The sequence below is a fragment of the Bacillus cereus group sp. BfR-BA-01523 genome (assembly GCF_022662615.1).
In the GTDB taxonomy this organism is placed as follows: Bacteria; Bacillota; Bacilli; order Bacillales; family Bacillaceae_G; genus Bacillus_A; species Bacillus_A mycoides.
Genome location: NZ_JAKUDX010000005.1, coordinates 267,747 through 288,118 on the forward strand (window position 1 = coordinate 267,747; position 20,372 = coordinate 288,118).

The window sequence follows — 20,372 nt, forward strand, 5'->3', positions numbered from 1 at the left end:
AAGAAGTCGTTTATCTCTCATTTAGAGGGATAAACGGCTTTTTTTATTTTGGTATGATAAATAATATAGAGAGGGGGAATTAGGGTGAAAGAAGCAGATAGTTTAAGGGAGTTTGATGAGATTATAGAGAACATTGATCAATTAACTGGTGAAGATGCTAGAACCTTTTTAAAATTCATACATGGATATTTAAGCATAGTAGAAGAAGGCGATGGGACTTTTACTCATAGTGATTTTGTTGAAAAGGTTTCAGAGTTTTATAAGAAGGATTTGGCGAAAGTTATTCAGCTGAGAGAGGAAATAAAAAAATCACCTTAATACATTCATTAAGGTGATTGGAATACTACTCAGCTGGAGGCGTAAATGTACGTTTCTCTAATTCAGCATCTAGCATAAATAATGCGTTTGAATCGCTTGTAATACGTTTTAATTTTTGGATGATGCTATCAAATGAAGCTTCTTCTTCTACTTGCTCGTCAACGAACCACTTTAAGAAGGTAATTGTTGCGTGTTCACGCTCATCCCAAGCGATATCAGATAAGTGATAAATGCGCTTCGTTACTTCACGCTCGTGCTCAAGTGCTACTTCAAAAGCATTCAATACAGAATCATATTCGTTATTAGGATGATCAAATCCAGTAATAATAGCGCGCTCGCCGCGGTCATTAATGTAGTTGTAAAGCTTCATTGCGTGGAAACGTTCTTCTTCAGCTTGTACAAGGAAAAAGTTAGCGAATCCATCATAGCTCTCAGCTGTACAGTAAGCAGCCATTGCCATATAAGCGTGGGCAGAGTAAAATTCAAAGTTCATTTGTTCATTTAATGCGTCGTGCAATTTTTTAGATAACATAAAATCCCCCTTATTATTGTGACAATAATATTATATCATAATTGATAACATTCTCATTTAGATGTTTCGAACCTTTTCGAAAGCTTTGTGACGTGTGCTTCCATAATGTCCTGCAAATCTAAATCATATTTTTGCGAAAGAATAATAAGATTAGATAGTACATCACCAAGTTCTTCTTTTAGTTCTTGTTTTAGCTCTTCTTCTGTTTTCGCATCTTCATCAGGACGATCGCGGCCGATTTCAATAGCGCGAACAACTCGTGAAACTTCCCCAACTTCTTCTGTTAAGAAATTTAAGCGAATAAAGGCATTATATTGTGACCAGCTTCGTTTTTCGTAAAATTCCTCAACCCATCTTTGAAATGCAACGATATCCATTTCTTCCTCATCCCTTCAATATGTTGTACAATGTCAATTGTATCATAACAATATATAGTTTCGGGGTGTAGGAATGAGAAAGATTTGTGTGTTTGCAGGTTCGAACTTAGGGAAGAGACCAGAATTTAAAGAGCAGGCAATAGCGTTAGGGAAAATGTTTGTTGAGAACGACTATGAGCTTGTATACGGTGGTTCATGCGTCGGATTAATGGGAGAAGTAGCAAACGAAGTTCTTCGTTTAGGCGGACGCGTAACAGGTGTTATGCCGCGTGGTTTATTCCGTGGTGAAATCGTTCATACAGGATTAACAGAATTAATTGAAGTAGAAACGATGCACGAACGTAAAGCAAAAATGGCAGAGCTTGCGGATGCTTTCATTGCATTACCAGGTGGATACGGAACGTTTGAGGAATTATTTGAAGTTGTATGTTGGTCACAAATTGGTATACATGATAAGCCAGTTGGTTTATTGAACATAAAAGACTTTTACGGAAAAATTTTGCAAATGGTTGAACGGGCAGCAGAAGAAGGCTTTATGAATCCATCGAATAAAGAGTTAATCGTTTCCGCTGAGACGGCAGATAAATTAATTCATGAAATACAAAATTATGAGCGTCCTGTTTTGGGGACGAAGTGGAAGCAGTTATCATAGTACATTTTTATAGTGGATTTTGGAAACACATGTCTTTTTATCGCAAAAAGACATGTGTTTTTAATTTAGTTAAATATATTAATGTTGAGATATAATGTTTTTTGGAAAAGGAGAAATAGATGGAGGAGTTTGTGTATTTACGGCCTGTTTTTAAAAATATTTTAGCAGCATCTATTCTTGTTATGCTAATTGTTTTAAGACAGAGGAAAGAGCTGATTAACGAGTTTTCGCTTTGGTTTATTTCGGTTATATGTATTGGTGTTTCTGCGATAACACTTGTTATGTTAGGATTTATTGCCGATGAATATAGTTTAGGCGGCGATGTGCAGTCTTCTAATATGTTTATTGGGATTGTTTTGATCAGTGGTCTGAATTTCGTTATTTACTATAGACGGAAATAAAAAGGAAGGCATTCCATATTACTTTGGAATGCCTTTATCATTTTGATTACTTTGTTTTTTATACAGGTACCAGCCACCCCAGCCGCCACCAATAGCTACAACAACGAGGAAAGCATAGTCTTTAACCTCGACACGTATATTGAAAATATTAGCTATGAGTAAGAGAATCCCAACTGTTATTAACGCAAAAAATGCTCTAATTAAGTAGTCTTTCAACTGAACCACTCCCGTCATTTAAGTAGTAAATGATGAACTTGGACAAGCTTTTTGGATCTAATTACTAAAGGGTGTTTCCTATATTTTAACATAAAAGAGATTGTAATATATTGATAAAAGTAGTGGAGGGGAGTGCTATTATTGTCGTGATTTGTTGGTAAAGCGATATTCTTTGTCGAATCGTTGATATATCGTGAGTTGCGATCGATATAATTTTATGTATTATCAAGTGAGACCAATCAATAGAAAAAAGCGACTCTGAGCGAGCCGCTTCCGCTTTTAGTAATATCCAGCTCCAGCGGCTAGAATGTTCGGTGGCTTCGCTTTTTCCTGCGAGGCAAAAAGCGCCTCTACGTCAAAAGCTCCATCCTCCTCACATTCTGAGCGAGCCGCCTCCGCTTTTAGTTGATATCCAGCTCCAGCGGCTAGAACAGTCGGTTGTTTCACTCCTGCATTCGAGGCAAAAAGCGCCTCGTAATCAGGAGTTCCAACACCCTCCTGTTCTGAACGAGCCACCTCCGCTTTAAATCTATCCAGCTCCGGTGATTAGAACAGTCGGTCATTTCGCGCCTTCCTGTGAGGCAAAAAGCGCCTCTTCGTCAGGAGCTCCAATGCCCTCTTGTTCTGAGCAAGTCACCTCCGCTTTAAAATCTATTATTGATTCAAGAACGCGCGTAGCATCCAAGCGTGTTTTTCTAGTTCTGTGTAGATGCCTAGTAGTAGGTCAGATGTCATTTCGTCGTCAGATTCTTGAGCGATTACCATGCCTTTTTTTAGTTCGACTAGCATCATTTCGTAGTCTTTCATGATTGCTTCGACCATCCCTTCTGCAGTTTCTCCGTAAGCTGCTTCTTGAATAGAAGATAGTTCTAAGTATTCTTTCATTGTTGCTACTGGTTTGCCGCCAATTGCTAAAATGCGTTCTGCGATTTCATCGATGTGAGTAGCTGATTCTGTGTAAAGCTCTTCAAATTTTTCATGTAGTGTGAAGAATTGAGGTCCTTTTACGTACCAATGGAAGTTGTGTAGTTTTGTAAATAAAACGCTCCAGTTTGCTACTTGTTTGTTTAATGCTTCGATTACTTGTGTATTCATTATGATCAATCTCCTCTTGAGTTATTATTTTATACGAATTACTAATTTATAATTATTATAATCTAGTAATTTGTATAAATCAACCCTTTTGCTGGAATTAATTTGAACAAATTATGAACTGTTGTAAATAAAAAATCCCTATTACTGTGAAGTAATAGGGATTTTTTATTTGATATATAGCTCCAGCGGCTAGAATGTTCGGTGGCTTCGCTTCTTCCTGCGAGGCAAAGAGCGCCTCTACGTCAAAAGCTCCATCCTCCTCACATTCTGAACGAGCCGCATCCGCTTTTAATTATTATATAGCTTGTTTCTTCTCTTCTAAATCTTGCCCATCCCAACACTCTGTATTTTTTAAGCCAGGGATAGAACTTGCAACGAAGACAGGATCTTTTCCTTGTTTCTTTTGTTTAATATAGTCTACTAATGCTGCGTAGGCGAACTTGCTAAGGAATGAGATGGCAATTAAGTTTGTGAATACCATTAGTCCCATAAAGAAATCAGCTAAACTCCAAACTGTTTGAAGGGCAGCGATAGATCCGAAGAATACCATTCCGACAACTGCAACACGATAAATCAGTAACCATGTTTTGCTTTCTTTAATGAATGCGATATTTGTTTCACCATAATAGTAGTTTCCTAGTAAAGAACTGAAAGCGAATAGGAAAATAATAATCGCTAAGAAAGTGCTTGCCCACGGTCCAATTTGTGAACTTAATGCTTGTTGTGTTAATTCAATACCTTCTAAATTCGATCCTTTGTAAAGTCCAGAACATAATACGATAAACGCTGTTGATGTACATACTAAGAATGTATCTACGAAAACACCTAATGCTTGAACAAGTCCTTGTTTTACAGGGTGAGATACATCTGATGTTGCTGCTGCATTAGGAGAGCTACCCATACCTGCTTCTGTCGCGAATAAACCGCGCTGAATTCCGAATTTGATTGCTGCTCCAATACCACCAGCGATAGCTTGGTCTAAACCAAATGCGCTGTTAAATATTTCTGTAAAAATGCTTGGTAACATAGTGAAGTTGTTAATTACGACAAAAACAGCTACGCCGATATAAATGATTGCCATTGGAGGAACAATCATTTCTGTAATACGTGAAATGCTCTTGATACCACCAAAAATAATAACTGCGACTAATAAAGCTAATAGAGCTCCTACAATCGTTCGTTCTAGTCCAAAAGCATTTTCAAACGCTATAGTTACTGTATTTGCTTGTACTGAGTTGAAGATTAATCCGTATGCAACTGTAATTAGAAGTGAAAACCAGATACCCATCCAGCGTTTATTTAATCCTTTTTCCATGTAATATGCTGGGCCCCCACGGAATCTGCTTCCATCTTTTACTTTATAAATTTGTGCAAGCGTACATTCTACAAAACTAGTAGCTGCTCCGAGAATCGCGATAAACCACATCCAAAATACTGCGCCAGGTCCACCCATAGAAATTGCTAATGCTACACCAGCTAAGTTCCCGATACCAATGCGGGCTGCCGCACTTAAGCAAAATGCTTGGAATGGAGAGATGCTATCTTTTTTCTTTTCTTTTCGATTGAATCCTTTACTAATTAAACTGACCATCTCACGGAAATGAGTAATTTGGACAAATTTCATTTTAAAAGAGAAATAAAGACCGAAGCCGATTAACATTGCAATAAGAATATATGACCACAGAATATTATTCGTTACCTCAAGGGATCTGCTAAAGATATCAACCATATAATACACTTCCTTTTTTTCATAATAAGAAAAGTATATGCAAAAAGTATATCAGAATCAAATTTTCTAAAAAAACATGTTACTTAATTGTTCTTTATGTTATGATTAAGTTACATCGTGATATTTTTAGAATTATTTACATTTTAAAAAACTAAATTTAAAGCGAAAAAGAGGGGATAATTTGAAAGAAGAATCTTTATTGAAAGTAAGTCTTAAGAGTTTGAAAATGAGAAGTAATTTATTTTTTATCATTACATCTTTAAGTATCTTTTTAGGAGCCACTTATTATTACAATAAAAGATTTCCAAATCACAGGTATCCTGAATGGTTAGAATTTCTAAAATTGATTTGATGAATAAAAGACGGAAAAACAGAAAATTCAAATAAAAATCGTTGTGGAGGAGCTAAATATGAATATTAGAGAAAGTGAACTTCCGGGTATTGGTTACAAATTTCAAATCGTTACGAAAGGTAACGAAAAGATGGTGATTGTCATTCATGACGATGGGCGTAGAGAAATGTATCATTTTGATTCAGACCATGAAGAAAGCATCTCAAGTATTTCATTACGTGACTCAGAGGCAAGACAAATTGCAGCAATATTAGGTGGAATGGTATACAAGCCTAGAGCATTAGAAAATGTTGAAATGGTCTTTGAAGGTTTAGCGATTGAGTGGTTTAAAGTAGAGAATACAGCTCCAGCAATCGGAAAAACAATCGGTGATCTTGAAATAAGAAAAACATATAGCGTAACGATCATTGCAGTTATGAAAAAGAATATGAAAAAGCTATTTAATCCAGGACCAGAAACAGTAATTGAAGAAGGAGATATGCTTGTAGTCTCGGGTGAGAGAGAAGAAATTAAAAAAATTATTAATGAGTTACTTTCGAATAGGGGGACTGACTAGATGGATACTTTAATTTTTGAAGTTGGTACAGCTTTAGTTTTAGTAGCAATTGCGGCAGTAATCGCTGGAAAGTTTAAATTCTCAGTAATACCTTTTCTAATTGTTCTTGGCATGTTAGTGGGACCGCATGCGCCGACAATAGGTGTTATCGATCTCAAATTTATTGAAAGTGCAAGTGTAATTTCCTTCCTTGGAAGGATTGGAGTTCTGTTCCTTCTGTTCTATCTAGGCCTAGAGTTTTCGATGAAAAAACTAATTAAATCTGGACGTTCTATTGCGATTGGCGGAACAATTTATATTTTAATTAACTTTTCACTTGGATTATTATATGGATTTATAATGGGCTTCCCTTTACTTGAAATCTTAATTATTGCGGGTATTATTACGATTTCTTCTAGTGCCATCGTTGCTAAAGTGTTAGTGGATTTAAGAAGAACTGGTAATAATGAGACCGAATTAATATTAGGAATTATTATGTTTGAAGATATATTCCTTGCTGTATATTTATCAGTAGTTTCAGGCTTAGTACTTGGGGATCATGCTTCCTTCTTAGGTGCCCTTACTTCAATTGGAATTGCTTTAGGATACATGCTTCTATTCTTTATTGTGGCTAGAAAGGCTACGCCGTTATTAAATAGATTGCTCAATATTAGTTCAGATGAAATTTTCATTATTGTAGTATTTGCTTCGTTATTCTTTATTGCAGGTTTCTCGGAAACAATTCACGTTGCAGAAGCAATCGGAGCACTTCTTTTAGGATTAGTTTTCTCTGAGACAGAGCATAGTGACAGAATTGAACATCTCGTTGTTCCATTTAGAGACTTTTTCGGAGCTATTTTCTTCTTCAGTTTCGGATTAAGTATCGATCCGTTTTCATTAGGCGGGGCGATATGGTTAACGTTAGGTGCTGTCCTTCTTACAATCGTCGGAAACTTTGTTGCAGGGATGATTGCAGGAAGACAAGCTGGATTATCTCATAAAGCATCAACAAATATTGGATTAACAATCGTTTCAAGAGGAGAGTTCTCCATCATTATGGCTAATATCGGTATCGCCGGTGGTTTAATGTCAGTATTGAAACCATTCTCAGCACTATACGTGCTTATACTATCGATTTTAGGTCCACTTCTTACGAAAGAGTCGAAAAATGTATATAAATTATTAAATAAAATATTTAAGTGGGATACGAAGGCAAACTAAATTTTAAAAAATAAAAGTACAAGATATTTACCGCTTGTACTTTTATTTTTGGTAATGAAAACAGTAAAGAGAGGTAAATGATGTTAGGAGAGTTGATTCATTCAGTTTTAGTTTTTCTAGAAGGACTTGGTTATTGGGGAATTATGCTGGGATTAATGCTAGAGGTTATCCCAAGTGAAATCGTATTATCTTATGCAGGTTATTTAGTATCAACAGGAAGCATTACATTTTGGGGGGCTGTCGCGTTCGGTACAATTGGTGGTGTAATCGCACAACTATTCATTTATTGGATCGGTCGATACGGAGGAAGACCTGTTCTTGAGCGATATGGAAAATATATTTTGATTCAGAAGAAACATATTGATTATGCTGAAGCGTGGTTTAATCGTTACGGAACTGGTGTTATTTTTACAGCGCGTTTTATTCCTGTTGTACGTCATGCTATTTCGATACCAGCGGGTATTGCGAAAATGTCACATGCTAAGTTTATTACGCTAACTACACTAGCTGTTATTCCATGGTCAATTGTATTTGTATATTTAGGTTTTAAATTAGGAACAGAGTGGGAAAGTATTAATAAAGTAGCTGGGCCATATGTGAAATACTTTGCACTTGCTGCTATTGTTTGTGCAATTGGTTATTTTATATTAAAAAAAATGATGAAAAAAAAGTGATTACGGAAAAAGAATCTATGCTGACATAGATTCTTTTTTATCGTCATTTTTTAAAGGATGAAAGTGTATGTTTAATATTTACCATATTGTGGCATATATATAAGAAAAGGGAGTTTAGGAAGGGGATTATTGAGAAATGGAACTCCAGTTTCAAAATGTATATCAACAAGTTGAGAATTGGTATGTGTTGGATTCGGAGCTTCCTTGGGATGTCAAAAAGTTAAGAAATGATTTGTTTTCTCTTATTGAAGTAAGTGCAACGCCAGTTATTTTTTGTGATACGTGTGATGCGAATCATGTACTTTTATCATTAGGAGAAGAAGAAGAGGAGTTTTTATTCCCAGTAGGTGGTTTTTATCATAAAGAAAAACAATTAATTTTCGTTTGTATGTGGGAAGAATATGAGCAAGTGCTCAAAACGCTATTGCATGAATTCAGGCATGCGATGCAGCATAAGGACGATGTACTATATGTTGGAAATGAACTATACGAAGAAAGATGGATTGAGAAAGATGCGAGGCATTTCGCGGAGAGGAAGCTAGATGAATATAAAAATAGAAATTTAATCTGAAGCATAGTGGAGGAAAATCACTGTGCTTTTATTTGTTGCTAATTAAAAATAAGTAGTTGATCTTTAATAAGTTTGGTTCTAAACTAATAGTATCAAATGAGCGAGGTGATGGAATGAAAGCAGAGGAAAGACTTGGATTAATATTATGGTTTCGTTTATCACGCTTTTATAATAGAAGTATTCGTGAGACGAATCAGCATTTGAAAAAGTGGAATGTATCTGCCGCTCAGTTTGATGTATTAGTTCAAATTGGAGGAAACGATCGTTTAACGCAGCAAGAACTTGGAAATAAGTTGTTTGTTACGAAAGGAAATGTTACTCAACTTTTAAATAAGATGGAGCAACTAGATTGGATTCAGCGTGAACAAGAAGGTACTACGAAATATATTTCATTAACAAAAAAGGGAAAGGTTCTATATGAAGAAATAGTCCCGCCGCAAGAAACATTTCAAGCAGAGCAATTTGATAAGTTAAATAGAGAAGAACAAAAACAATTATTAGAATTACTGAAAAAGTTGCAGTGATAAAATTAAAAATAAATATCTCGATTTCGAGATAATATGAGGTGAAGGATATGTTTAGAAAAGTTGATCATAAAAATATGGGAAGAGCAAATCACGGTTGGTTAAATACACATTTTCATTTTTCCTTTGCAAATTATTATAATCCAAACAACATGAATTTTGGAGCAGTACGTGTTATGAATGATGATTTAATAGCGCCACAAACTGGTTTTGATATGCATCCGCACCGTGATATGGAGATTATCTCTTACGTTATAGATGGTGAATTAACACATGAAGATAGTATGGGGAACCGCGGGACAATTGAGCGTGGGAATGTTCAATACATGAGTGCAGGTACTGGTGTATTTCACAGTGAGCATAACTTAGGAAGTGAAACATTACGTTTATTGCAAATTTGGATTTTACCAGACCGCGACGGTCATAAACCAAACTATGGTGAGTTTAAATTTGATTGGAGTAAACGTGAAAATGAGTGGTTCCATATGGTATCTCCTTCTGATGGAGATGCACCAATTCATATTCACCAAGATGCAAATTTATATTCTTTATCATTAGAAGCTGGTAAAGAAATTCATTTTCCTGTTAAAGAAGGACGTCAATTGTACCTTGTACAAATTGAAGGTAGCAGCGTTGTAAACGGTGAAACACTTGTAATGCGTGATGCAGCGGAGGCTGTAGAAGAATATATTCGCATTCAAGCGAAAGAGAAGTCTCACTATTTAGCAATTGAAATGAAAATGCAATAAAGTGAGGCTTTAATCAGTGGTGGCTTTCCAGCATATAAATAGCGGAATGAAAAGTTATAGGAAAGAGGACATCGTTTTTCGATGTCCTCTTTTTGGTGAGTTTAATTATCAGAAAAAACTTTCTCAATTTTTGAGAGCAGGTATTAGAGAGATTATTCAGAATATTTATAAAGGTGTTAAAAACTTTTAGGGAAATGGGGAGTGTTAGATTGAAAAAGCAAGTAATTTCATCAGCATTAGCATTAACTGTTATCGCAAGTGGGTTTGGGGCATTTGGAGCAACTACGACGAAAGCAGAAGAGCAAAAAATCCAGTATCACCAAGAGTTTAAAACACCAGCTTACATAGGTGAAGAATGGAAAGCGCCGGAAGGACTAGATAAAAAAGAGACGGTCTTTCAATATTTAGAGAGTAAAAAGGATATGTTTAAACTAGCGGGAAATATTGACAAACATTTCAATATCGTTGGTGAAGAAAAAGATGCTGAGTCTGGTACAACACATGTGAAGTTAGTTGAGAAGCATAATAACATTCCTGTGTATGGTTCAGATCAAACGGTTACGCTTGATAAAGAGAACAATGTAAAAGCATTTTTCGGACAAGTTATTCCGAGTTTAGATGATAAAAATATTCCTACATCTGCAAGTATTAGTGCGGAACAAGCAGAAACGATTGCAAAAGCTAATATTGAGAAAGAAATTGGTAAAGTAAAGAATTATGATGGTGTGAAAAAAGATTTATATGTGTATGAAAAAGATGGTCAATACTATCTTGCATATCTTGTAAAAGCGTCGGTTTCGAAACCAGCTCCAGGATATTGGCATTACTTTGTTGATGCAACAAATGGAAATGTTATTGAGAAATATAATGCTGTAGATAACATTACTGGATTTGGTTACGGAGTATTAGGTGCTAGACAATCATTTGAAATTGCTCAAGATACGAAAACAGGAGCGTTCAACTTATTTGATGGTACACGAGGACAAGGTGTCCATACATTTGATGCAGAGAATATGAACGAAGACTGGTTTAATTTATTCTCACAAATTCTTGGATATACAGGAGAAGAAATTGGAAGTAAATCTAAGTTCTTCGAAGATAAAGCGGCAGTTGATGCGCATGTGAATGCAGGAAAAGTATATGATTATTATAAAAAGACATTTAACCGTAACTCTTTCGATGATAAAGGTGCAAAACTTATTTCTGCTGTTCACGTAGGTGAATCTTGGAATAACGCAGCGTGGAACGGTGTACAAATGATGTATGGTGATGGAGATGGTAAGACATTTATTCCATTATCAGCTGGCCTAGACGTTATTGGCCACGAATTAACGCATGCTGTAACTGAACATACAGCAAACCTTGTATATAAAAATGAATCAGGAGCGTTAAATGAATCGTTATCTGATATTATGGGCGTCATGGTTGAGAAGAAGAGCTGGGATTTAGGTGCTGATATTTATACACCTGGTAAACCTGGAGATGCACTTCGTTCTCTGAAGGATCCAGCATCTATTCCAAACCCATTAAAACCAGGTGAAGGTTACCCAGATCACTACAATAAACGTTATACTGGAACAGCTGATAATGGCGGCGTTCATATTAACAGTAGTATTAACAATAAGGCGGCGTATTTAGTTTCTGAGGGCGGCACGCATTACAATGTGAAAGTAACTGGAGTGGGCCGTGAAGCAACAGAAAAAATTTACTATCGTGCTCTTACAAAATATTTAACTGCAAACTCTGATTTCAAAATGATGCGTCAAGCTGCACTTCAATCAGCAGAAGATTTATTCGGTAAAAACTCTAAAGAGGTACAAGCTGTAACGAAAGCTTATGACGCTGTAGGAGTAAAATAATAAGAGAAAAAAGACCTGACTGGATTGTCAGGTCTTTTCCTTATTTAATCACGAATACCTAGTGCGATTTTCGCCATACGCGACATACGTTCTTTCGTCCATGGCGGATTCCATACAACGTTTACTTCTATTTCATTTACTTCAGGTACGTTCGTTGATAATACTTTTTTAACGTCTGATACGATTTGGCCAGCCATTGGACAACCGATAGAAGTCATCGTCATTGTAACGACAGCATTATTATTTTCATCTGCTGTAACGTCATAAACTAATCCGAGATTGATAATATCAACACCTAGCTCAGGGTCAATAACAGCTTCTAAGTTTGCATATAACTTTTCTTCAAATGCTTGTTGTGACATGTGTAGCACCCCCTAAATATTAATGATATCGGTTCTCATTATAACGGATATGCGGGATAAGTGCAGGAAATGAGCTCAAAAAAATATTCCTCTCTGAGAGAGGAATATTTTTTTGAAAAGCTATTCAGTTTTAAAATGAGATACAAGCTGATCTAATTCTTCAACTGTTTGTTTCATTTGTTTTGCAGTGAGAGTCATTTCATTCATCACGATGACTTTCTGTTCAGCAGATTGTGCCGTTGCGGCTGTTTCACTAGATACTTCATTTGAAATAGAAGCGATGTTATTAAGTGAAGCGTTCATTTCTTCAGCGCTTGCAGCCATTTCTTCAGCAGTTGCTGATATGTCTTGCATTTGAGTTGATACTTTATTTACTTGTTCAACAATTGTTGTGAAAGAAGTACCAGCCTCACGAACGACAGTAATGCCTTCAAATGCTTCAGAACGACCTTTAGACATCATAGAGCTAGCAGTTTCCGTATCATTTTGAATTTGATGAAGCAATTGGTTAATATCTTTTGCCGCTGTTTTTGATTGTTCCGCAAGTTTACGAACTTCATCAGCTACGACAGCAAATCCTTTTCCTTGTTCACCAGCACGAGCCGCTTCAATAGAAGCATTTAAAGCAAGTAGATTTGTTTGTTCAGCGATATTAGAAATAGATTGTACAGCTGTATCAATATATTTTGTATGAGTGATTAGACGTTCGACTACTTCTGATGTAGCATTTACAGCTTCATGTATCGTTGTCATTTGTGAAACAGATTTTTGGATAACAGTACTTCCGTCGTTAGCGTGTTCAGATGTAGCTACAGCAAGTTCGGCTACAGATGAAGCAGATTCAGCGATACGCTGAACACTTATTGCCATATCATCCATCGCAGTCGAGCTTTCTTCCATACTAGAAGTTTGCGATTGAATACTTGAATTTAAGTTGGACATCGAGCTTTGAACTCTTATTGTTGCCTCGCGTGATGTATTAGTCTTTTCTAGCATATTTTCAGAAGCTGTTTGTACTTCTACAGATGTTTTTTGAACACGATTAATGATATGTTGCAGGTTTTCTAACATTTTATTAAACGATGATGCAATTGCACCGATTTCATCATTGCTATTTACTTGTAGACGGGCTGTTAAGTCGCCTTCTTGAGAGGCTAATTCTTTTAGTTTAGTATCAATTTGTTGAATTGGTTTTACAAGCTTACCAGAGAACCACCATGCAAGAATAATTGCAGTTACAATACAAATAACAAGTGATAAGAAGACAACATATTCAATTCGTAGTGAAGATTGATCAATTTTTTCAATAGATTGTTCACGTAATTTAGCTTGTTCATTACTGTAATTTGTGAAATCACCGATTACTTTATAAACAGTGCCATTCTCTGTAGAAGCTACTTGTAAAGCTTCTTCCCATTTTTGTTCTTTTGCAAGAGTGAATACTTTCTCTTCAATGAACTTTCTCCAAGTGGATCCTAATTCCATTGTGCTTTTCACGGACTGAGAAGTGTTAGGGTTAGAAAGAAGTTGCCCTTTTGTATCTTCAAGACGTTTACTCATCTCATTAAACTTGTCTAATTCGACTTGATCATGTTGTAGTAAATAACCTCTTAAAGCAGAAAGTTGTACTTGATAAGCGTCTCCGCGCTCTTTCAATTCTGTTGCAAGAGGAGAAATTTCTTTTTGTAATGTTTCAGCTTTATGAGACTGATCCATGGTAAAGAATAAAATAAAAGCTAAGGCGATGCCGAATAAAGCGCAAATCATTCCCATCATGAACATTAGTTTTTTTCGAATGCTAATAAAATTCATATGATAAAAATCCTCCTTGTAAAATCTTAGTATTAGAATTAATTAATTAATGTAAAAAATTGAAAGAAAGCTTTACTCCATCTGGAATAAAGCTTTCTTCTTTCCTTTAGGAATTATAGCAGACAGAATGGGAGATAGAAAGAGATATTTTAGCGTGAAAAAAGAGAGACTCTAAATCGCTCTTTCTAACAATTTAGAGTTCGTAGAAGTATAAATGAAATTTTCATTTTAACTATTTGTTTTGAAATGAGAAACGAGCACTTCAAGTTCTTGCACAATTGTTTTCATTTCTGATGATTTTTTAGCAACGACACTCATTTTGTTTACTTGGTCACCAGCTGAAGTTGCTGTTTTCGATGTTTCGGCAGCAACTTCATTTGAAATAGAAGCGATATTATTTAAAGCTGCATTCATTTCTTCAGAACTTGCGGCCATTTCTTCAGCAGTTGCAGACATTTCTTGTATTTGTGTAGAGAAATTGTTAATGTGATTAACAATTTCTGAGAATGAAGATCCAGCGGTACGAATGACTGTAATTCCTTCAGAAGCTTCTGACTGACCTTGTGTCATCATGTCATTTGCTATTTTTGTGTCCGCTTGAATTTGATGAAGTAAATGGTTAATGTCATTTGCTGCTAGCTGAGATTGTTCAGCAAGTTTTCGTACTTCATCGGCAACAACAGCGAATCCTTTTCCGTGTTCACCAGCACGGGCCGCTTCAATAGAAGCATTTAAAGCGAGCAAATTCGTCTGCTCGGCAATATTAGAAATAGATTGAAGTGCAGTATCAATATGATTCGTATGTGTAATGAGTCGCTCTACCACTTGTGATGTAGCGTTAACAGCTTCGTTAATTGTATGCATTTGTGTAATAGATTTTTCAATGACTTTATTTCCATCATCTGCTTTTTCAGAAGTTGTAACAGCTAGGCTAGCGGCAGAAGAGGCAGCTTGTGCAATGCGCTGAACACTCGTTGCCATATCATCCATTGCGGTTGAACTTTCTTCAATGCTAGAAACTTGTGAACGAATATTGTGCTCAAGAGCATTCATAGTCTCTTTAGTTTTTGCGGTATTTTCCATAGAAGCAGTTGTTTCGATAAACACATTTTCAGAAGCTTCTTTTACACTTGTTGATGTTTGTTGAACTTGCTTTATTATACGCTGTAAGTTAGCAAGCATTTGATTAAAGGAATTTGCGATGTCACCAATTTCATCTTTACTCGTTACGTGTAATCTAGCGGTTAAATCGCCATCTTGAGAAGCTAATTCTTTTAACTTCGCATCAATTTGTCGAATCGGTTTAACGAGTTTACCAGAGAACCACCATGCCAATAGAATAGACGTTAATGTACATGTAATGAGTGAGAAGAAAATAATATATTGAATAAGGGATGAAGAAGACTCTACGTCAGCAATTAATACGTCCCGTTTGTCATTTTCTTCATTTGCATATTTAGTAAAACGACTTAAAAGATCATTTACATAATCTGTTTGAGCAAGAGCAATTTTGGATGCTTCATCCCATTTTCCTTCCCGTGCAAGAGGGAGGACTTCATTATCTACGACGCTGCGCCATTTTGCTCCCATTAAAATGGCCTCTTTCATTCCTTCTGGGAGTTTTTTATCACTTGTTACTTTCTCCCTAGTATCAGCTAGTTTTTTTCCTTCCCGGTTGAATTTATCCAATCCTTTTTGATCATGTGATAGTAAATATTCTTGTAAACCAGCGACCTGCGCTTGGAACCAATCGCCACGTTCTTTTAAAATCGTTGCTCTTTTCGATACATCATTCTTTAATGTTTCGATTTCACTTGCTTGATTCATCGCGAATGAAAGAATAACAATAAGAGCAATGCTAAATAAGGAAGAAATGCTTAAGAGTGTGAACAGTAGTTTTTTTCGAATGCTAACATATTTCATTGTTACCCCTACCTTTTTTAAAAAAACTATTTATTGTAATTTATAAATATTGAGAACGAAACTAATAAAAACATAATTAAGAAGTTATTAATCTGTTCAATGAAAATTATAGCAGATAATGGAATATGGCAGATTAATGTGAGTAAATGTTCTTAAAATGTATACATTTGTATATCAAAAAATTCATAAATAAAAATCAGAAATGGTATTGTAATTTGAAATAACATCCTGTATACTTCTAATTAGTTGATAACGATTATCACTATCAACTAAACATTACTCTTCGTTATGTTGGTCATACCCCTTTTTGACGACGTAAGTCAGAGACGAATGTTGAAATATCTTGTGTCCTATTCTACAGAATTATGGTAATCTCCAACCTCAACTTATATGCGTAAGCATGCAAAAAAAGGATCCTATCCGTGAAGGGATCCTTTTTTGCATGTTGTCGCAATTAATGTATATAGACCAGGTATACGCTCTTCAATGCCCTCTGGTGCAGTAGAAGGGAAAACCCACTTTTGATGAGATCCGTGTTCTTCAATCAATTTTTCAACCTTGAAATTTGTTTCTGCCATTGATGTAATGATTTCTCCTAGTATCCAGCGCCTAATTTTTGTTTTCGGTAAAGCGTATTTCTGTGATCCCGTAAGGAGAGTACTATAAGCTACGTCATCTTCAATAAGTTCCTCGTCGAAATAATTTCCATTTGCTCGAAATGATGGATGATCTACTCCTAATAATTTTGTATAAACGGGATGATAGTCACGTAGTATAAAGGTCCCATCTTGTTTTAGTAAGTGAGAGATTATATGAAAGAGTGGCTTTAAGTCTAAAAAGTAATGGAGCACGCCAAGTTCCAGTAACACGATATCAAATGATTGGGATAGATTTAAATCTAGTACATCGGAAATGATATATTGAATAGAGACACCAGCAGCTTCGGCTAGTTCGGTTGCATATTTTTCATTACTTGCTGAAATGTCTACAACTGTTACATCGGCTCCTAAAAGAGCAAGAGCAACTGCTTTATTTCCTTTTGATCCGAGTAAATTAATAATACGCTTTCCTTTTGGAGATTGTATGTAAGGTAAATAATGATTTACCTCGCGCACGGGATCTTCCATGAGCTTTTTCGCATAATCCTCTGGCGCCCCGTGGCGATTTGTCCAAGCTTCATAAGCAGCTGCGTTCCAGCTTTTTTCATTAATAGTACTTAGTTGTTTTTGATTCAATTTTTTCACTCCTTTTGTGAACGTATAGTTATTCGGTGAATGAGTAGGATTTCCTGTTTTTTTGAATAAAAGTTTGATTTTTCTGTTGTTAAGTCGTAAAATACGTTTTATACATAAAAGCGTTGAAAAGGAAAAGTAGAATGGAACCATTCTTTCCAGAGAGCTTCGGTAGCTGAGAAGAAGCAAGAATATTCATTTGAACAATGGCCTTTGAGCTTCGTCCTGAACTTATCAAATGATAATAGTAGGCGGCGACGAGAGTTGGTACTCGTTATCAAAACCACAGTATAAGAGCATATAGCTCCGTACTTGTTAAGGTTAGTTATGCGAATGACTGACGAAATAAGGTGGTACCGCGACTGTTTATACAGCCCCGCCCTTATCTTTTTTAAGATAAGGGCGGGGCTTTTTATATTTTAAAGGAGGAATATAAGATGAGTATTTTTATTGGAGGCGCTTGGCCGTATGCAAATGGTTCGTTACACCTTGGACACATTGCTAGTTTGTTACCAGGAGATATTTTAGCACGTTATTACAGGGCAAAAGGTGAGCATGTGTTGTATGTTTCAGGAAGTGATTGTAATGGAACACCGATTACAATTAGAGCAAAGCAAGACGGTGTGATGGTGAAAGAAATTGCTGATAAGTATCACGAAGAGTTTGAGCGATGTTTTCGTAGCCTTGGTTTTACTTATGATTGCTATACACGTACAGGTAGTGAGCATCATCATGAAACTGTTCAAAAAGTCTTTTTGCGTTTATTAGAAGAAGGCTATATTTATAAAAAAGTAGTTGAACAAGCTTATTGCGAAACGTGTACGCAATTTTTACCAGATCGTTATGTAGAAGGCCTTTGTCCACATTGTCATGAGGCAGCAAGAGGAGATCAATGCGATGCTTGTTCTGCCATCTTAGATCCACTCGATTTGTTAGAAAAGAAGTGTAAGTTATGTGGTAGTACGCCATCAGTACAGGAAACAGAGCATTTCTATTTTGCATTGCATAAATTTCAGCAGCAAATTAAAGAGGTCGTAGAAATTGCAAAGCAGAAAGGAACATGGCGCGACAATGCAATTCAATTAACAGAGAGATATTTAAAGGAAGGATTACAAGATAGGGCAGTGTCACGTGATTTACCAATTGGGGTACCAATTCCGGTGGCAGGATATGAAGATAAGAAAATTTACGTATGGATTGAAGCAGTGACAGGATATTATTCGGCGAGTAAAAATTGGGCTGAAGAAACAGGGAAAGATGATCAAGAGTTTTGGGATAAAGAAGCGAAAACATATTATGTACATGGTAAGGATAATATTCCGTTTCATTCAATCATTTGGCCAGCGGTATTACTTGGAATAGGAGAAGAAGCGATCCCGCGTCATATCGTTTCGAATGAGTATTTAACAGTAGAAAAAAGAAAATTATCGACAAGTAAAAACTGGGCAGTATGGGTACCTGATATATTGGAACGCTACAATCCCGATTCTATTCGTTACTTTTTAACAGTTAACGCACCAGAAAATCGTGATACTGATTTTTCATGGCGTGAATTCATTTACAGTCATAATAGTGAATTGTTAGGTGCATACGGGAACTTTGTGAACCGGACATTAAAGTTTATTGAAAAATATTATGGTGGTGCTGTACCGAAGGGAAGTATTGATTTAGAGCTGAAAGATAAAGTAGAAGGATTATATAAAAGTGTAGGAGAGGCGATTGAACAAACTAAATTTAAGGTGGCACTAGAAACAATATTTGATGCAGTACGCTTTGCAAATAAATACTTTGATGAAAAGCAGCCTTGGAAACAAAGAGAAGACGACCCAGTTTCATGTGAGGAAACAATTTATAATTGTGTTTACCTAATAGCAAACTTTGCACAACTGCTTGAACCGTTTTTACCGTTTTCAAGTGAAAGAGTTAGAAATACATTATCGAGTGTCAAAGTAAATTGGGAACCTCAAAATACGTTGCCAAACCGAATTGATAATGTACAGCCATTATTTGAGCGAATCGATGTAAAACAAATTGAACATGAGGTAGAGAAGTTATATGGAGCGGTAAAGTGAAATATAAGGAAAAGACCTTTCAAATAAATGAAAGGTCTTTTGTTATGCTGTATAACCCTCTTTCTTATCTTTCAAAAAGAAAAGCACAGCAAGGATTACGAGAATAATAGCCGCAATATCATATGTTATTTTGAGTAATAAAGTTTAACATATCGTAACTTTATTCACATTTATATACAAGTTGATGTTGTCACGCACTATGCACACGATTATGTTTTTTTTCTTTCCTAGCAGTAAGTAGTTGTGGTGTGAAAATACCGAGTAATATAACCACAATACCAATCCACTGCATTGGCGATACAACTTCATGAACAAGTGTAATAGAAGCGATAATTGCTGTTGGTAATTCAGCTGCACCTAATATTGTACCAAGTCCCGTTCCGACTTTTGGTACACCAATTGAAAAACAAATGACAGGTATAATAACCCCGAACAGTCCAAGGAAGAAAGCATATTTCCATAGGCCTGCTTGTAAAGCGCCGTCCGTTAAAAAGGTAGGCGGGAAAAATAAGCATACAATAAGAGTAGCACTCGTTGTCATAAGAAAGCTTTTCGTATAAGGCGGAACATCTGTAGCAACGCGCCCGCTTACAAATACATAGAATGAGAAAGAGACGGCAGCTAATAGTCCGAAAATAATACCTTTCGTAGAAAAGTTTTGTCCAAGACCTTCAAATACTCCACCAGCAAACAATGTACCAGTAAATAAAATAATAATAGATATAACTTTCTCACGGCTTGGGAATGTCCGGTTGGCAATTGCTTCGATGACTACACCAATCCAAGTGAACTGAAAGAGTAAAACGACAGCGATAGAGGCTGGCAATTCTTCTACGGAAGTAGCATAGAAAATACCTGTCATACTCATTGTTGTGCCGACTGTTAGTAACGAAAAGAATTGTTTTTTTGATACTTTATGACGTGAAAAGAACAGAACGAGTAAAAGGAGCCCAATCCATCCGAAGACATATTGCCCTCCTAGTAGTTGGTGTGCGGAAAATCCGTCAATGAATCCGAGTTTAAAAATAGTTGAAAGTACGCCGTAGCTACAAGCGCCGAATAAAACTAGTAATGAATACTTAAATTTCTCCATAAAAATCCTCCTTTTAAATAATAAAAAACGCCCGCTATCCAAATAAGGATAACGGGCGAACGAAACAGAGTAA

General features: G+C 36.0%; 22 protein-coding genes and 1 other annotated feature. Of the genes, 11 read left to right on the forward strand and 11 right to left on the reverse strand.

Annotation, left to right across the window (positions count from 1 at the left end; translation table 11 throughout):
* The first annotated feature begins 84 nt into the window (after positions 1 to 84).
* On the forward strand, positions 85 to 318 hold the full coding sequence (locus tag MR066_RS15980; protein WP_242247706.1) for a hypothetical protein: 234 nt from the start codon (positions 85 to 87) through the stop codon (positions 316 to 318).
* Between the two features lie 25 nt (positions 319 to 343).
* Here MR066_RS15980 and MR066_RS15985 read toward each other — a convergent pair whose 3' ends face one another.
* Entirely contained in the window at positions 344 to 850 is a 507-nt protein-coding gene (locus MR066_RS15985; RefSeq protein WP_002034655.1) for a ferritin, read from the reverse strand.
* A gap of 53 nt (positions 851 to 903) precedes the next feature.
* Positions 904 to 1,227 carry a MazG nucleotide pyrophosphohydrolase domain-containing protein gene (locus MR066_RS15990; RefSeq protein WP_001990794.1) on the reverse strand — a complete coding sequence of 108 codons (324 nt, stop codon included), beginning with the start codon at positions 1,225 to 1,227 and terminating at the stop codon, positions 904 to 906.
* A 73-nt stretch (positions 1,228 to 1,300) separates the two neighbouring features.
* Here MR066_RS15990 and MR066_RS15995 point away from each other — a divergent pair, with 73 nt between their 5' ends.
* Complete coding sequence (locus tag MR066_RS15995; protein ID WP_277929014.1) at positions 1,301 to 1,879, forward strand: LOG family protein; 579 nt, start codon at positions 1,301 to 1,303, stop codon at positions 1,877 to 1,879.
* A gap of 119 nt (positions 1,880 to 1,998) precedes the next feature.
* Positions 1,999 to 2,280 (forward strand): hypothetical protein, encoded by a 282-nt coding sequence (locus MR066_RS16000; RefSeq protein ID WP_242247707.1) that lies wholly within the window; start codon positions 1,999 to 2,001, stop codon positions 2,278 to 2,280.
* An 18-nt stretch (positions 2,281 to 2,298) separates the two neighbouring features.
* Here the strand turns inward: MR066_RS16000 and MR066_RS16005 are convergent, their stop codons facing one another.
* The 4 genes from MR066_RS16005 to MR066_RS16020 all read right to left on the reverse strand — a co-directional run bounded on the left by MR066_RS16005 (position 2,299) and on the right by MR066_RS16020 (position 5,320).
* Positions 2,299 to 2,496 (reverse strand): hypothetical protein, encoded by a 198-nt coding sequence (locus MR066_RS16005; protein ID WP_000656312.1) that lies wholly within the window; start codon positions 2,494 to 2,496, stop codon positions 2,299 to 2,301.
* Between the two features lie 279 nt (positions 2,497 to 2,775).
* Positions 2,776 to 2,943: a hypothetical protein gene (locus MR066_RS16010; protein WP_242247708.1), complete on the reverse strand. Its 168-nt coding sequence runs from the start codon at positions 2,941 to 2,943 to the stop codon at positions 2,776 to 2,778.
* A gap of 207 nt (positions 2,944 to 3,150) precedes the next feature.
* Entirely contained in the window at positions 3,151 to 3,591 is a 441-nt protein-coding gene (locus MR066_RS16015; protein ID WP_002015990.1) for a Dps family protein, read from the reverse strand.
* A 295-nt stretch (positions 3,592 to 3,886) separates the two neighbouring features.
* On the reverse strand, positions 3,887 to 5,320 hold the full coding sequence (locus tag MR066_RS16020) for an alanine/glycine:cation symporter family protein (protein ID WP_242247709.1): 1,434 nt from the start codon (positions 5,318 to 5,320) through the stop codon (positions 3,887 to 3,889).
* Between the two features lie 410 nt (positions 5,321 to 5,730).
* Here MR066_RS16020 and MR066_RS16025 point away from each other — a divergent pair, with 410 nt between their 5' ends.
* From MR066_RS16025 to MR066_RS16055, 7 genes are all read left to right on the forward strand, one after another.
* The gene (locus MR066_RS16025) at positions 5,731 to 6,228 is read left to right on the forward strand and encodes a cation:proton antiporter regulatory subunit (protein ID WP_001026076.1); all 498 of its coding nucleotides are present in this window, start codon (positions 5,731 to 5,733) and stop codon (positions 6,226 to 6,228) included.
* Positions 6,229 to 7,428 (forward strand): cation:proton antiporter, encoded by a 1,200-nt coding sequence (locus MR066_RS16030; protein WP_002068109.1) that lies wholly within the window; start codon positions 6,229 to 6,231, stop codon positions 7,426 to 7,428. It begins immediately after the preceding gene.
* Between the two features lie 80 nt (positions 7,429 to 7,508).
* Positions 7,509 to 8,102 carry an undecaprenyl phosphate transporter UptA gene (uptA, locus tag MR066_RS16035; RefSeq protein ID WP_002068116.1) on the forward strand — a complete coding sequence of 198 codons (594 nt, stop codon included), beginning with the start codon at positions 7,509 to 7,511 and terminating at the stop codon, positions 8,100 to 8,102.
* 136 nt (positions 8,103 to 8,238) lie between these two features.
* Entirely contained in the window at positions 8,239 to 8,673 is a 435-nt protein-coding gene (locus tag MR066_RS16040) for a DUF3920 family protein (RefSeq protein WP_002015986.1), read from the forward strand.
* 113 nt (positions 8,674 to 8,786) lie between these two features.
* Entirely contained in the window at positions 8,787 to 9,197 is a 411-nt protein-coding gene (locus MR066_RS16045) for a MarR family winged helix-turn-helix transcriptional regulator (protein WP_242247710.1), read from the forward strand.
* 50 nt (positions 9,198 to 9,247) lie between these two features.
* The gene (locus MR066_RS16050; RefSeq protein WP_242247711.1) at positions 9,248 to 9,946 is read left to right on the forward strand and encodes a pirin family protein; all 699 of its coding nucleotides are present in this window, start codon (positions 9,248 to 9,250) and stop codon (positions 9,944 to 9,946) included.
* A 209-nt stretch (positions 9,947 to 10,155) separates the two neighbouring features.
* The gene (locus MR066_RS16055; protein ID WP_002129824.1) at positions 10,156 to 11,805 is read left to right on the forward strand and encodes a M4 family metallopeptidase; all 1,650 of its coding nucleotides are present in this window, start codon (positions 10,156 to 10,158) and stop codon (positions 11,803 to 11,805) included.
* Between the two features lie 44 nt (positions 11,806 to 11,849).
* Here the strand turns inward: MR066_RS16055 and MR066_RS16060 are convergent, their stop codons facing one another.
* From MR066_RS16060 to MR066_RS16075, 4 genes are all read right to left on the reverse strand, one after another.
* Positions 11,850 to 12,167 carry a metal-sulfur cluster assembly factor gene (locus tag MR066_RS16060; protein ID WP_002015982.1) on the reverse strand — a complete coding sequence of 106 codons (318 nt, stop codon included), beginning with the start codon at positions 12,165 to 12,167 and terminating at the stop codon, positions 11,850 to 11,852.
* Positions 12,168 to 12,287: 120 nt separating this feature from the next.
* Positions 12,288 to 13,979: a methyl-accepting chemotaxis protein gene (locus tag MR066_RS16065; RefSeq protein WP_201064027.1), complete on the reverse strand. Its 1,692-nt coding sequence runs from the start codon at positions 13,977 to 13,979 to the stop codon at positions 12,288 to 12,290.
* Between the two features lie 228 nt (positions 13,980 to 14,207).
* Complete coding sequence (locus tag MR066_RS16070) at positions 14,208 to 15,902, reverse strand: methyl-accepting chemotaxis protein (RefSeq protein ID WP_002129822.1); 1,695 nt, start codon at positions 15,900 to 15,902, stop codon at positions 14,208 to 14,210.
* Positions 15,903 to 16,318: 416 nt separating this feature from the next.
* Positions 16,319 to 17,137 carry a class I SAM-dependent methyltransferase gene (locus MR066_RS16075; RefSeq protein ID WP_242247712.1) on the reverse strand — a complete coding sequence of 273 codons (819 nt, stop codon included), beginning with the start codon at positions 17,135 to 17,137 and terminating at the stop codon, positions 16,319 to 16,321.
* A 113-nt stretch (positions 17,138 to 17,250) separates the two neighbouring features.
* Positions 17,251 to 17,521: a binding site (T-box leader), on the forward strand.
* Positions 17,522 to 17,571: 50 nt separating this feature from the next.
* Between MR066_RS16075 and metG the strand changes: the two genes are divergently transcribed.
* Entirely contained in the window at positions 17,572 to 19,206 is a 1,635-nt protein-coding gene (metG, locus tag MR066_RS16080; RefSeq protein ID WP_242247714.1) for a methionine--tRNA ligase, read from the forward strand.
* Between the two features lie 190 nt (positions 19,207 to 19,396).
* Here the strand turns inward: metG and MR066_RS16085 are convergent, their stop codons facing one another.
* Entirely contained in the window at positions 19,397 to 20,299 is a 903-nt protein-coding gene (locus MR066_RS16085; RefSeq protein WP_242247716.1) for an EamA family transporter, read from the reverse strand.
* Between the last annotated feature and the right edge of the window lie 73 nt (positions 20,300 to 20,372).

Bases quoted from the DNA above. Each gene is read 5' to 3' on its own strand.
- MR066_RS16085 (WP_242247716.1), bottom strand. From the start codon at position 20,299: ATGGAGAAATTTAAGTATTCATTACTAGTTTTATTCGGCGCTTGTAGC.
- MR066_RS16015 (WP_002015990.1), bottom strand. From the start codon at position 3,591: ATGAATACACAAGTAATCGAAGCATTAAACAAACAAGTAGCAAACTGG.
- MR066_RS16030 (WP_002068109.1), top strand. From the start codon at position 6,229: ATGGATACTTTAATTTTTGAAGTTGGTACAGCTTTAGTTTTAGTAGCA.
- MR066_RS16050 (WP_242247711.1), top strand. From the start codon at position 9,248: ATGTTTAGAAAAGTTGATCATAAAAATATGGGAAGAGCAAATCACGGT.
- MR066_RS15995 (WP_277929014.1), top strand. From the start codon at position 1,301: ATGAGAAAGATTTGTGTGTTTGCAGGTTCGAACTTAGGGAAGAGACCA.
- MR066_RS16025 (WP_001026076.1), top strand. From the start codon at position 5,731: ATGAATATTAGAGAAAGTGAACTTCCGGGTATTGGTTACAAATTTCAA.
- MR066_RS15990 (WP_001990794.1), bottom strand. From the start codon at position 1,227: ATGGATATCGTTGCATTTCAAAGATGGGTTGAGGAATTTTACGAAAAA.
- MR066_RS15985 (WP_002034655.1), bottom strand. From the start codon at position 850: ATGTTATCTAAAAAATTGCACGACGCATTAAATGAACAAATGAACTTT.
- MR066_RS16065 (WP_201064027.1), bottom strand. From the start codon at position 13,979: ATGAATTTTATTAGCATTCGAAAAAAACTAATGTTCATGATGGGAATG.
- MR066_RS16020 (WP_242247709.1), bottom strand. From the start codon at position 5,320: ATGGTTGATATCTTTAGCAGATCCCTTGAGGTAACGAATAATATTCTG.
- MR066_RS16060 (WP_002015982.1), bottom strand. From the start codon at position 12,167: ATGTCACAACAAGCATTTGAAGAAAAGTTATATGCAAACTTAGAAGCT.
- MR066_RS16070 (WP_002129822.1), bottom strand. From the start codon at position 15,902: ATGAAATATGTTAGCATTCGAAAAAAACTACTGTTCACACTCTTAAGC.
- MR066_RS16045 (WP_242247710.1), top strand. From the start codon at position 8,787: ATGAAAGCAGAGGAAAGACTTGGATTAATATTATGGTTTCGTTTATCA.
- MR066_RS16040 (WP_002015986.1), top strand. From the start codon at position 8,239: ATGGAACTCCAGTTTCAAAATGTATATCAACAAGTTGAGAATTGGTAT.
- metG (WP_242247714.1), top strand. From the start codon at position 17,572: ATGAGTATTTTTATTGGAGGCGCTTGGCCGTATGCAAATGGTTCGTTA.
- MR066_RS16000 (WP_242247707.1), top strand. From the start codon at position 1,999: ATGGAGGAGTTTGTGTATTTACGGCCTGTTTTTAAAAATATTTTAGCA.
- uptA (WP_002068116.1), top strand. From the start codon at position 7,509: ATGTTAGGAGAGTTGATTCATTCAGTTTTAGTTTTTCTAGAAGGACTT.